Source organism: Eubacterium sp. AF34-35BH, from assembly GCF_003477765.1.
Lineage (GTDB): Bacteria > Bacillota > Clostridia > Lachnospirales > Lachnospiraceae > Eubacterium_G.
Genome location: NZ_QUDZ01000007.1, coordinates 42,328 through 55,202, shown reverse-complemented (window position 1 = coordinate 55,202; position 12,875 = coordinate 42,328). Strand labels below are relative to the sequence as shown.

Sequence of the window (12,875 nt, the reverse complement as noted above, 5' to 3'; positions counted from 1 at the left end):
TATCCGATAAATCATAATTTAAATTAATTTTCTAATATCATTAAATAATAAAAATACCATTAATGCCATTAATAAAATAAATCCAATGAAATGTATCATACCTTCCTTATCCTTTGGAATCTTCTTCCTAGTGATAACCTCAATAATATATAAGAATAATCTTCCACCGTCTAATGCAGGTAATGGTAATAAATTCATTACACCTAAGTTGGCACTTAACATTATTGCCAAATTAATCAAGGATAAAATAGTTACAGTTGTTCCCTGAGACTTAGCTGTTGAATAAGTATTGCCAATTACATTAACAATACCAACAGGTCCGGAAATTTCGTTTGCTGATACCTTTCCTGTAACTAACATTTTTAAGCTCTTTAAAACTGTTGCTATTTCGTATCTTACATCTGTAAAGCTGTACTTGATTACGCCGCCTATAGACTGTTTTTCTCTTCCAATGTTGTAATCAAAGCCCCTGCTTGCAATCTTTGTCATTATAGGTTTAACAGTTACATTTACAGTTTTTCCTTTTCTGTCCAAAGTAATCTTAACTTCATTTTCACCAAAAGGATGCTCTGTTAAATAATCGTTCATGTCATTGCCTGTTTTGATTGCAGTGCCGTCAATTTCAGTAACTACGTCTCCTGCCTGAACGCCCGCCTTAAAGAACGCTGAACCTCTTGTTACCTGAGTTATTTCAGCTTCTGCATCGCTTGGTGCATACTGCATACCTACTATATATCTTTTTTCAATTTCAGGTGAATACTTAATTGTCTTTGTCTCACCATTTCTAACAAAAGATACTGTTATGTCGTCACCGTTTAATGGATTAACATAATCTTCTAAGTATATTTCTCTTCCAAGTGTTGCATGAGCGCCATTATACTTAACGATTCTGTCTCCCTGTCTAAGTCCTGCTTCATACGCCGGTGACGCCTTGTCAACATTTGTAACATATGATACATCCGCACCCTTTGCTCCTATTACAATAAACGCAAGTAAAAGAGCTAATATGAAATTAAAAAACGGACCTGCAAATACTATTGCCATTCTCGCCCAGATTGATTTTGAATTAAAAGAGCCTTCCTCTTCGTTATCTTCATCTTCTCCAAGCATTGCACAGGAACCACCTAAAGGTAAAATCTTTAAGGAATATCTTGTGCCGCTTTTTGCAACTTTACTTAAAATTCTAGGTCCCATACCTACTGAAAATTCATTTACAAATACACCGTTTTTCTTTGCCACAATAAAATGACCAAATTCATGTATTAAAACTAATAAGCCAAAAATTATTAATGCTATAATTATACTGATTGCTGTCTCCATTAATTACCACCTTTTCTCAATGAGCTCATAAGCCCATCCCTCTATTTCTAATATTTGTTCTACTGTCGGATTCTCAAGTGCTTTGTGATTTTCCATACAGTATTGTATTATGTCTGTTATTTCCAGAAAACTAATTTCCCTGTTTAAAAACTTTGCAACTGCCTTTTCATTTGCTGCATTAAATACTGTTGGCATTGAGCCACCGATTCTACCTGCTTCAAAAGCCATTTTTAGACCAACAAAATTATTTAAGTCAGGTTCCTCAAAAGTTATCTGACCAATTTTTGCAAAGTCCAGTCTGTCACCTGATAAATATCTTCTTTCAGGATAATATAAAGCATACTGAATTGGAAGCCTCATATCAGGAGTTCCTAGTTGCGCTATAACTGCCCCATCCTTAAACTGCACCATGGAGTGTATAATACTCTGTGGTTGAACTATTGGTTTTACATTGTCAATGTCCACGTTAAATAACCATTTTGCCTCAATTACTTCAAGTCCTTTATTAACCATTGTAGCAGAGTCGATGGTTATTTTTTGTCCCATAGACCAATTTGGATGTTTTAAGGCATCCTCAACTTTAACATTTTTCATCTGTTCTCTTGTGTAGCCTCTAAATGGTCCACCTGATGCTGTTAATAAAATCTTATCAATTTCCTTTGGATTTTCTCCATTTAATGACTGAAAAATTGCACTGTGTTCACTGTCAACCGGCAATATTTTAACACCATTATCTTTTGCAGCCTTCATTACCAAATGACCTGCTGTAACAAGAGTTTCCTTGTTAGCTAGTGCAATATCCTTCTTTACCTTAATTGCCTCTAATGTTGGTCTTATTCCAATCATGCCAACAAATGCCGTTACTACTATTTCGGCACTTTTTATTGTAGCTGCCTCTATCAAGCCATCCATGCCTGTTACTACTTTTGTATTAGTATCATTTATGGCTGTTTTTAAATTCTTCGCTGCTTCCTCGTTATAGACGCAAACCAATTCAGGATTGAATTCCCTAACCTGCTCTTCTAACGCTTTAATATTTGAGCCTGCAGCAATTGCCACAACGTTTAAATCATCATTTGCTCTAACTATATCTAAAGTCTGTGTTCCTATTGAACCTGTAGAGCCTAAAATTGAAATATTCTTCATTTATCTTTCCTCTAAAAATTTAAAACAATTGTATTAATATCCAAATAATTGGTGCCACATAAATAACACTGTCAAATCTATCCATAATTCCGCCATGTCCCGGAATTAATTTTCCGTAATCCTTGATATCATGATTACGCTTAATTGCTGACGCTGCCAAATCGCCAATCATAGAAATTAATGCACCTATGGCACATATAATTGCACACGCAATTACAGGATTAATACTTAAGTTAATTTTATCTGAAAATACTGCTGCATAAATTGCACCTAACGCCGCTGCTCCAACTACACCGCCAACAGCACCCTCAACTGACTTTTTAGGGCTTAAAACCGGTGCCATCTTATGTTTTCCAAAAGCTACGCCTGCAACATACGCACATGTGTCACTTGCCCATGAGCATAAGAAAATCAACCAAACTAAATAAGTTCCGTTTTCTCCATTTCTCACTAAATAAATATATGACAATAGTATTCCGCCATATAACATACACATTATTGCATTTGAAATTTCCTCTGTTTTATATTTAGGAAACATAAATACATATTCTGCCAATAAGCAAATTAAAAATACAACAAGTAATGTAATTACATAATCTTCTTTTCCTATGTAAATCAACGCATAATAAACTATTAACGCAATATATCCTGTAATACCCGGTAGTTTATTTTCCAAGCCTAACACTTTATACAATTCATACAAAGCTGCAACTGACAAAAACATATTAAAGAAAAATAAAATGTTTCCTCCCGGTATAATTGTCACAAGAATAAGTGCAACTAAAACAATGCCACTAATTAATCTTGTAAAAAAAGATTTATTTGCAAATTTACTTAAAACCATTTTACTTAACTCCTCCAAAACGTCTGTCACGCTGATTGTATTTTACTATTGCTTTCTTTAGTTCTTCTTTGTTGAAATCAGGCCATAATACATCTGTAAAATAAAATTCTGTATATGCTAACTGCCACAATAAATAATTAGATAATCTGATTTCTCCACTTGTTCTAATCAACAAATCAGGATCAGGAATTCCTCTTGTGTCTAAATAACTGCTAATTGTATCTTCTGTTATATCCTCAGGATTTAACTTTCCTTCCTTACAGTCCATTGCCATCTTTGTTGTAGCTCTTCTTATTTCGTCTCTGCTACCATAATTAAGTGCAATAATAAATGTTATGCCATCATTATCTTTTGAACACTCTTCTAATTCATTGATTTTGGCAACAATATCGTCATCTAATCTTGTTTTATCGCCGATAACCATACAACGCATATTATTCTTATTTGCTCTTTCTATACAGTCCGATAAATACTTTCTAAGAAGTTTCATAAGTGCATCCACTTCATCCTGTGGTCTGTTCCAATTCTCTGTTGAAAAAGCATACATTGTTACATATTTAATACCAATATCATGTGCATCTTCGAGTATTTTTTCTACTGTTCTTGCACCTGCGGCATGTCCTGCTTTTCTAGGTAAAAATCTCTTTTTTGCCCATCTGCCATTTCCATCAAGAATAATGGCAACATGATTTGGAATGTTCATTCCTGTTAAATCAATTTTCTCTGCCATCCCGGTCTCCTTACTCATTTATACGTTCTTTCAATAACTGAAAATAGAGGAAACGCACCGTTTCCTCTTTGTCATTAATTCAAAATTAAACTGTCATGATTTCTTTTGACTTAGCATCAATTGCATCATCAATCTTCTTTACATATGCATCTGTGCTCTTTTGAACATCATCTTCATATCCCTTAATTTCATCTTCTGAAATTGAATCTTCTTTTCCTTTTTTCTTAATTGCATCAATTGCATCTCTTCTTATGTTTCTGATTGCAACTTTTGCATTTTCGCCTTTTTTCTTAATATCCTTTGCAAGTTCTTTTCTTCTCTCTTCTGTTAATTCAGGATATACAAGTCTGATAACTGTTCCATCATTAGTTGGTGTAATACCAATGTCTGATGCCATAAGTGCGTGTTCAATATCACCTAAAATTGAAGGATCAAATGGCTTAATGGCAATTACTCTTGCTTCCGGTACGGATATGTTACCTACCTGCTGAAGTGGTGTAGGTGCTCCGTAGTAATCAACTGTAATTCTGTCTAACACTCTTGGATTAGCTCTACCTGCTCTAATTGCTCCAAATTCGTCATCCAAATTTTTTAAAGACTTCTCCATTTTTTCTTCGTAAGTCATTAATAATTCTTCCATAATAAATAATCTCCTTAAAAGTTTTTTCTTAAATATCTTAATCTGCAATATTCTTATTCTACTGTAATTTTTGTACCAATCTTTTCGCCTGAAACTGCTTTATTAATACTGTCTTCTTCGTTGAGACCAAACAATAACATTGGCATTTTGTTTTCCATTGCAAGAACACTTGCAGCTAAATCAATTACACCAAGTCTGTCGTCAACAATCTTTGAAATAGGTAATTCATCATATTTCTTTGCATTAGGATTAACTGCAGGATCACTGTCATAAACTCCGTCAATTGCCTTAGCTCCTAAAATACAATCTGCTTCAATTTCAATTGCACGAAGGACCATAGTCATATCTGTTGAAAAATATGGATGTCCTGTACCGCCTGCAAAAAATACAACCTTACCTCCATTTAAATCTGCAACAGCTTCATCTTTTGAGAAAAGTTTTGTCCAAGTTCCACATAAGAACGGTGTATATACATTAGTATCCATACCTTCTGTTCTAAATATTTCAGAAACATACATGCAATTCATAATTGTTGCCAACATACCAATCCCGTCTGCCTTTGGTCTGTCAATCTTATTGCTTGTACGTCCTCTCCAAAAGTTACCACCACCGATAACAATTGCAACCTGAACCCCTTTATCTACTATAGCCTTTACCTGCTTTGCAACAGCCACACAGGTTTCTTCATCAAAACCTGTCTTCTTATCTCCTGCCAAAGCTTCACCACTTAATTTAAGTAAAACTCTATTCATTCTTCTCACCTAGTCCTTTATTAGTATTTACACAAATAAAAGACGTAAACACAAAATAAATTTTGCATTTACATTCCTTTCTTTATTTATAACCGATTTTAGTCAAAACCTAGAATTAGAATACCATATATCAAGTAAAAAATAAAGATTAATATATACTCTTTCAACGCAGATTTTTTAGGTTGATTTTCTATATATTTGTTTATCGCTTCTACAAATTTCTGTTCAGGCGCTCTATGATATGGATTATACATTTTAATAATCTTTGTTTTGTCCCACTGGAACCGGAAACCACACTTAATCTTTCAATTATATGGAAAAGATATCAAATATTTAGCGGTGCCTCAAAGGAATTTTTAGACAGATTAAAAGAGCGTTTAAAAAGACAGTAGTGAGTTAAATTTCACTACTGTTTTCTTCTATTGTTGTCTCAATTTCTTTTGTTGTTTCAGACTCTGTATTCTTTGTTTCCGTTTCAGGATTTTTTGTTTCAGGTTGAGCTTTTGTGGTTTGCTCTTTCTTTGTCTTATCCTTACTTTTATGTTTAGTTTCTTTTTTCTTTTTAGCTTTTTTTGTCTCCACTTCTTTTTTTGATTTTAACTTTAGATTCTCCGCTGTTAAAATTCTTCTTGCTGCACATGGACTTCCTACCGCACTAATTACCATACCGACTTTTCTATTGGCGGAATGTATTACTTTTCCATTTCCAATATAAATTGCCACATGACTGATTCTGTTTTTATCTCTTTTGTCTGTGTGATAAAAAACCAAATCTCCAGGCTTTAATTTGTTTAATGAGACTGCGCTTCCGTTTTTTGCCTGTTCTGCTGCTGTTCTGTTAAGATAATGACCAAACTTTCTAAAAACAGACTGTACAAATCCTGAACAGTCAGCGCCTCTTGTTAAGCTTGTACCACCCCAAACGTATCTGTTTCCAAGGAATTTTGAAGCATACTTTATCAAGTCCCTTGCTTCACCTTTTTTAGGCAAATCTTTTTCGGCCAGACTATAACCAACAATACCACCAGTCCACTGGGTATCTACCATCTCATCATACTCCTCAGAAGTATATACTTTTTCTTTTTGTACCTTCAAAGTCATTTGTCCTGCCGGAATCCACCCTGTTACTGCTTCAGACCTTTTTATTTTTACCCATTTTTCATTTTTGCTAATTTCAACAATAGGATATTCTGTCTTTTTGTATGCCACACCTATTGATGCTGCCTTCTTGTTGCCGTCTTTTCTTATAGCTACGTTTTCTGACTTTATTTTTGCAATTACATGCTCTGTTCTAAGTAGCACTTTTTTAGCTTCTTTTCCCTTTACAACATACTTGCTCTCAATGTAGCCTTCTACTTTACCTGACTTGATTTTAGTCCACTCTTTACCTGATTCTACGACCTTTACAACGCATCCTTCAAGAGCAACTCCTGCCTCATCGCTTGCCATGGATTTGTCCTTGTAAACTTCTGCTATATCGTCATCAATATCATCTATCTCTTCGAAAGATTTATCATCGTAAACTTTAACAATTTTTAATTTTTTATATTTTTTGCCATATAGCGGTTGTTTCTTTTTTGTTTTAGTTTTCTTAGTTTTAGTCACTTTTTTTGTTTTAGCTACTTCTGCCTGTGTTGTTGTTTCCTGCACAGTTGTTGTTTGAACTTCCTTACTTGACGTTGTTTTTCCATTATGCCCAATTAATACAATTGTTCCAATCGCAACTGCAAACACCACCAAAATACTAACTGCTTTTATTACAGTTTTCTTATCAAAACTTAATTTATTTATTTTTTCTTTTATAAAATTCATTCTCTTTATTTCTACTTCCCATTTTTTATATAATTTCAGCACAAAAAGATCAATTTTCACCTCTCTTTTTAAATGGATGAAATCGACCTATGTTAATTAACTCTATTGCCATCATCTTTTTTAGATTTATTATAAAAATCCGTTATTTTATCCATACTATGAATCACTATCTACTAATATAATAACGTTTTCTAATATATTCAACAGTTTTCATAAAATTTTTATTTTTTATTTTTAAGGGTGAACATTCATTCGATTTATGTTATACTCTTTTTATGATTAATTTAGAAAAAACCAAGATTATACTTGCTTCTCAGTCGCCAAGACGCAGCGAGCTTATGAAGCAGGCAGGTTATGAATTTGAAATAATTGCGTCTAACATGGAAGAAGTTATAACAAAAACTGAACCGGAGGCAGTTGTGGAAGAACTGTCATTTCAAAAAGCTGACAATGTTCTTAACATGATTTTGAAATCTGTAGATTTGTCTCTTATGGCTTTTGGTGGTTTATCCCTTATGGTTATTGGAGCCGATACAATTGTTTGCAGTAACGGCAATATTCTCGGCAAGCCTAAGAATCATAATGAAGCATATAATATGATTGATTCCATTCAGGGAAATACCCATCAGGTATATACAGGTGTTACTGCTATTGTGTACGATTTTGACACACAGGCAAGGAGACATATAACTTTCAACGATTGTACTCAGGTGCATTTGTATCCAATGTCATCTCAGGAAATTAACGACTATATCAACACAGGTGACTGTTATGACAAAGCCGGAGGATATGGTATACAGAGTAATTTTGCAGTATATGTTAAGGAAATCAGTGGAGATTATAATAATGTTGTGGGGCTTCCAATTAGTAAGTTGTACCACGAACTTCAAAAGCTTTAGAAGCTATCAACTTTAGAAGATATTAGCTTTAGACGATTATTACTTTTAGAAGATATTAATTTTAGAGAATTATTAATTTTAGGAGATATTGTTTTGTCAGAGAAATATTATTTATGTATTGATTTGAAATCATTCTATGCATCAGTTGAGTGCATTGAATTAGGGCTTGATCCCATGACAACTAATTTAGTTGTTGCAGATAAAGAGCGAACAGATAAAACCATTTGTCTGGCAATTACACCTGCAATGAAAGCTCTCGGCATAAAAAACCGTTGCCGATTGTTTGAAATTCCTAAGAATGTTGAATATATTACTGCTGTTCCCCGTATGAAAAGATACATTGATTACTCTGCAGATATTTACAGTATTTATCTTAAATATATTTCAAAAGATGATATCCACGTTTACTCAATTGATGAGGCGTTTATGGACGTTACCAATTATCTTGCCCTTTATCAAATGGATGCAATTACACTTGGGCGTACAATAATGGAAGATATTTACAACACTTTTGGCTTACGGGCAACCTGTGGAGTTGGCACTAATATGTACTTAGCCAAAATTGCTTTGGATATCACAGCAAAACATTCACCTGATTTCATCGGCTTTTTGGATGAAGATTTATACAAAGAAACTCTTTGGGATCACACTCCACTAACTGACTTTTGGCGTGTAGGTCCGGGGACTGTAAGGCGTCTTGCCACAATGGGTATTTATACCATGAAAGATATTGCAGAAGCTAACGAGGACGTACTTTACAATGCTTTTGGTGTTGACGCGGAGCTTTTAATAGACCATGCTTTTGGCATTGAGCCAACTACCATGTACCAAATCAAGCATTACAAGCCACAAAGTAACTGTTTAACAAGTGGTCAGGTTCTTATGTGTGATTACAATTTTGATGATGGTCTTCTTGTAGTCAAGGAAATGGTTGATGCTCTTTGTCTTGATTTGGTTGATCAGGAACTTGTTACAGGCTCGGTAACTTTGCATGTAGGTTACTCTAATGCCCTTAACATGAAACCTGCTCATGGTACAGCAAGACTTGATATCAACACTAATTCAGACTTACTTATTATTCCAGCCGTTACCAATCTATACAGGGAAATCATAAGACCTAACATTGGCATAAGAAGAATTAACATTACATTTAATAATGTTATGCCTGAAGGTTACACTCAGTATACTTTCTTTATGGACATTGAAGCTTTGGAACGGAATAAGAAAATTCAAAAAGCAATGATTGAAATCAAGTCAAAATTTGGAAAGAATGCCGTTCTTAGGGGAATGGATTTACAAAAAAATGCCACTGCTATTGAGAGAAACCGACAAATTGGTGGTCATAAAAGTGGCGAAAATTAAGGAGAAAGTCATGCCATCTAAACCAAAACAAAAAATGCCAATAGAGGAACGTGCCAAACAGTTTATGCCTTTTTCAGCTTTAAAAGGTCTTGAGGAAGCCTTAGCTTCCAAAGAGAAAATCATCGTTCCCAAAAAAGAACTTACACAAGACTATGCCGAAGAACTTAATCTTAAACTTAAAAGTTTAAAAGCAGGTTCTATTATAACAGTTGTCTACTACTGCAAAGAGGAATATATCAAACTTACAGGTATGATTGCTAAAATCAATTACGACAGCAGAATCATACAAATTGTAAACACCAAAATTCCTTTTGATGATTTACTAGACATAATAATAGCTGATTAAATGTATATTACACTAAATCTTTTAATATAATATGCATTTATCAGCCATTTTATTTACTACTTATTTTTTACCATTGGTTTATCATTTATAATTTTTATTGTCTGATATTTATTTTACTATTATTTTCCATCTTCTTTTCATTATTATCCTATTTTTTAACTGAACTTTGTATTGCCTGCTTTATCTTTCCTTAATAATATTTCTGCTACAGAAATATGTTATTAAGAAATACCCGCCGTAAATTAAAACTAAAACAACTGCAGTTAATATAATTGAACCAAGCAAACCAACTTTTCCAAAGGTTGCTAAAATTGTTGTAGCAAATTTCAAGCCTACAACAGAATGAATAATGGCAATAATTAGTGGAAACATAAAATATATTCCAATCTGTTTAAATAATGCCCTGTTAATCATTTTGTCATCTGTACCTAATTTTCTTAGCATTAAATAACGCTCTTTATTGTCTGTTGACTCAGATAATTCCTTTAATGCAAGTATTGCTGCTGATGAAATCAGGAAAATAATTCCTAAATACATGCCAATAAATGTAACTATGGCTCCAAGCCCGATACATGCTTCTGCTACATCCATTTTTGTATTTATCGAAATCATATTGTAAGTTTTCTTACCCATTATTTTGGTTATCCGGTCATTGTTTTTTATTATTTCATCCTTTGGCGCTGTATTGTACTTTCCTACTAAAGTACTGTCATATACTTCTGCATTTTTAAGCGCACTGTCAGGCAATACAATGATACCCGAATTTTCTTCATTACCTGATAAATTAACAAATCCATATCTGCACTCTCTATATAGGGGAGAATATTCCTTTCCACCTAATTTAATTTTCTCACCATTTTTCAACGCAATGTTTCTTAATTGAACCATTCCCTGAAAGTTTGCTACAACAAGATATTGATTTTCTTTTAGTTTAAAAGTCTTTTGTCCATAAAGTTTTGCCACCTTGTTATAGTCACTTATTTTCATTATATCTTCCTGACTATTTAAAGTTATTCCCTTATATGTTTTTGCTATTTCATTATAGCTGTTTCCAACAACATCTCTTAAAGTAAGCTTCTGTGTCTTATAAGTATCATATTCCACATATTCGCTAAACTCATCTTCTATCTTACAGCCAGCGCTTTCCAATATGCTCTTTACCTTCACCTGCTTATTATTTATAACATCATTTTTTACTTCTTTTCCAACAGTAATTTGAACATCCGCCGGGCACATTTTCTGAATATTTTCTGATAAAGAATTTTTAATTGAAAATGCACTTGATAAAACGCAAATTGTTACAAAAAGCATAATGCATATAATAGTCATCTGGACAACTGTTGTATTTATTTTGCTACTTATCTGTCGTAAAACAAAACTATTTAAACCTTTGTAATATGTGCTTTTTTTCGCCATTACGATTTTAAGTATTAGTCCCGATACTGACCAGAAAAACAGCAATGTGCCAACAATTCCAAGCATTATTGGAATTAAAATGTCCATTGAACTTTCTAATTCATTAACGCCAACGGTTACTAAATAATATGCTCTACCTAAAACTACCCATGAAATAATGAAAATCATTATACATACAATAGAATTTTTGTTTTTTATTTTTTCATTTCTTTTTCTTCCATTTAGCAAATCTATAAGTTTGCATTTGCCAATTGTCCAGGTATTAAATACCATTACGAAAACATACATTATGCCAAAATATATTAGTGTTTTTATGCAGGCACTTTTTGAAAATACAAATTCAAACTTGCGCATGTCTGCCTCAAACATATTTGCCACAACTATGCTCATTAGTTGAGAAAATGCTGTGCCAATTATTAACCCAACTATAAGGGATATTATGCCAATTATCAGTGTTTCAAAGAAAAGTACAAGGGATATTTTTCTTTTTTCCATACCTAAAGTCAGATAAACTCCAAATTCCTTATTTCTTCTTTTTATTAAAAAAATAGAAGCGTATATTATTAAACAGCCTAATATAATTGACACAAAAACACTTACACCTGAAAGCATGCCTGTCATTAATTTTATAATATCAGATGTGTTTTTAGAAACATCCAGCATTACTGTTTGTGAATCAATGGCATTAAACACGTAAAATATAGCCACACCTAATATAAGAGTAAAAAAATAGATGGCATAATCTTTTATACTCTTTGCTATGTTTTTCGCCGAGAGTTTAAAGAGCATCATTTAAATCTCCCCCTAACATTGTAACTACATTGATTATTTCATTAAAAAATTCTTTTCTACTTCTATCGCCTTTTACAATTTCGTTAAAAATTTTGCCATCCTTAATGAAAATAACTCTTGAACTGTAGCTTGCTGAAAAAGCATCATGGGTAACCATTAATATTGTTGCCTGCAATAAATTATTCAAATACTCAAATCTTTCTAATAACATTCTTGAAGATTTAGAATCTAGAGCCCCTGTTGGTTCATCTGCCAAAATAAGTTCTGGATTATTAATAATTGCCCTTGCACTGGCTACTCTCTGTTTCTGTCCTCCTGACATTTCATAAGGATATTTATTTAAAATATCTTCAATTCCTAAGTCATAAGCTACTTTTTTTACTTTTAAATTGATTTCCTTATACTTTTCATTTTGAATGGACAATGCTAATGCAATGTTCTCATAAGCTGTTAAAGTATCAAGCAAATTAAAGTCCTGAAAAATAAAACCAAGTTCCTCTCTTCTAAACTTATTTAACTCCTTTGACTTTAAGGCTGTTATGTCCTGACCTGCAACATAAATATGACCTGCTGTTACTTTATCAATTGTTGAGATACAATTAAGCAAAGTTGTTTTTCCTGAGCCTGATGCCCCCATAATTGCAACAAATTCTCCTTTTTCCACTTCAAAAGAAATCCCGTCAATTGCTTTTGTAAGACTTGATTTACTTCCGTAATATTTTTCGATTTTATCAATAGTTAAAATATTATCCATTGTTATCTCCTTTCCACATGTTTTGTGTAATTCATAAAGCTTTATAATCTTCACATTACATA

Annotated in this window: 12 protein-coding genes; 3 read left to right on the top strand and 9 right to left on the bottom strand. The window is 33.0% G+C overall.

Annotation, left to right across the window (positions count from 1 at the left end):
- Nucleotides 1-18: 18 nt before the first annotated feature.
- The 7 genes from DWZ69_RS09060 to DWZ69_RS09030 all read right to left on the bottom strand — a co-directional run bounded on the left by DWZ69_RS09060 (nt 19) and on the right by DWZ69_RS09030 (nt 7,244).
- A complete protein-coding gene (locus DWZ69_RS09060; RefSeq protein ID WP_118436845.1) occupies nt 19-1,320 on the bottom strand; it encodes a site-2 protease family protein in 1,302 nt (433 codons plus the stop codon).
- A gap of 3 nt (nt 1,321-1,323) precedes the next feature.
- On the bottom strand, nt 1,324-2,466 hold the full coding sequence (locus tag DWZ69_RS09055; protein WP_118436843.1) for a 1-deoxy-D-xylulose-5-phosphate reductoisomerase: 1,143 nt from the start codon (nt 2,464-2,466) through the stop codon (nt 1,324-1,326).
- A 19-nt stretch (nt 2,467-2,485) separates the two neighbouring features.
- Complete coding sequence (locus DWZ69_RS09050) at nt 2,486-3,310, bottom strand: phosphatidate cytidylyltransferase (RefSeq protein WP_022164959.1); 825 nt, start codon at nt 3,308-3,310, stop codon at nt 2,486-2,488.
- Nucleotide 3,311: 1 nt separating this feature from the next.
- Nucleotides 3,312-4,040: an isoprenyl transferase gene (locus DWZ69_RS09045; RefSeq protein ID WP_279210259.1), complete on the bottom strand. Its 729-nt coding sequence runs from the start codon at nt 4,038-4,040 to the stop codon at nt 3,312-3,314.
- An 85-nt stretch (nt 4,041-4,125) separates the two neighbouring features.
- The gene (gene frr, locus DWZ69_RS09040; RefSeq protein WP_022164961.1) at nt 4,126-4,680 is read right to left on the bottom strand and encodes a ribosome recycling factor; all 555 of its coding nucleotides are present in this window, start codon (nt 4,678-4,680) and stop codon (nt 4,126-4,128) included.
- Between the two features lie 53 nt (nt 4,681-4,733).
- A complete protein-coding gene (gene pyrH, locus DWZ69_RS09035; protein ID WP_118436839.1) occupies nt 4,734-5,432 on the bottom strand; it encodes a UMP kinase in 699 nt (232 codons plus the stop codon).
- A 396-nt stretch (nt 5,433-5,828) separates the two neighbouring features.
- Nucleotides 5,829-7,244: a C40 family peptidase gene (locus DWZ69_RS09030; RefSeq protein ID WP_147364275.1), complete on the bottom strand. Its 1,416-nt coding sequence runs from the start codon at nt 7,242-7,244 to the stop codon at nt 5,829-5,831.
- 275 nt (nt 7,245-7,519) lie between these two features.
- Between DWZ69_RS09030 and DWZ69_RS09025 the strand changes: the two genes are divergently transcribed.
- The 3 genes from DWZ69_RS09025 (at nt 7,520) to DWZ69_RS09015 (ending at nt 9,851) form a co-directional block, all read left to right on the top strand.
- Complete coding sequence (locus DWZ69_RS09025; RefSeq protein ID WP_118436835.1) at nt 7,520-8,143, top strand: Maf family protein; 624 nt, start codon at nt 7,520-7,522, stop codon at nt 8,141-8,143.
- A gap of 93 nt (nt 8,144-8,236) precedes the next feature.
- The gene (locus tag DWZ69_RS09020) at nt 8,237-9,505 is read left to right on the top strand and encodes a DNA repair protein (RefSeq protein ID WP_118436833.1); all 1,269 of its coding nucleotides are present in this window, start codon (nt 8,237-8,239) and stop codon (nt 9,503-9,505) included.
- Between the two features lie 10 nt (nt 9,506-9,515).
- Nucleotides 9,516-9,851: a YolD-like family protein gene (locus tag DWZ69_RS09015; RefSeq protein WP_117999137.1), complete on the top strand. Its 336-nt coding sequence runs from the start codon at nt 9,516-9,518 to the stop codon at nt 9,849-9,851.
- 180 nt (nt 9,852-10,031) lie between these two features.
- Here the strand turns inward: DWZ69_RS09015 and DWZ69_RS09010 are convergent, their stop codons facing one another.
- Nucleotides 10,032-12,059: an ABC transporter permease gene (locus tag DWZ69_RS09010; protein WP_118436831.1), complete on the bottom strand. Its 2,028-nt coding sequence runs from the start codon at nt 12,057-12,059 to the stop codon at nt 10,032-10,034.
- Nucleotides 12,046-12,813 carry an ABC transporter ATP-binding protein gene (locus tag DWZ69_RS09005; RefSeq protein WP_117999139.1) on the bottom strand — a complete coding sequence of 256 codons (768 nt, stop codon included), beginning with the start codon at nt 12,811-12,813 and terminating at the stop codon, nt 12,046-12,048. Before DWZ69_RS09005 ends, DWZ69_RS09010 begins: the two co-directional genes overlap by 14 nt.
- Nucleotides 12,814-12,875: the final 62 nt, after the last annotated feature.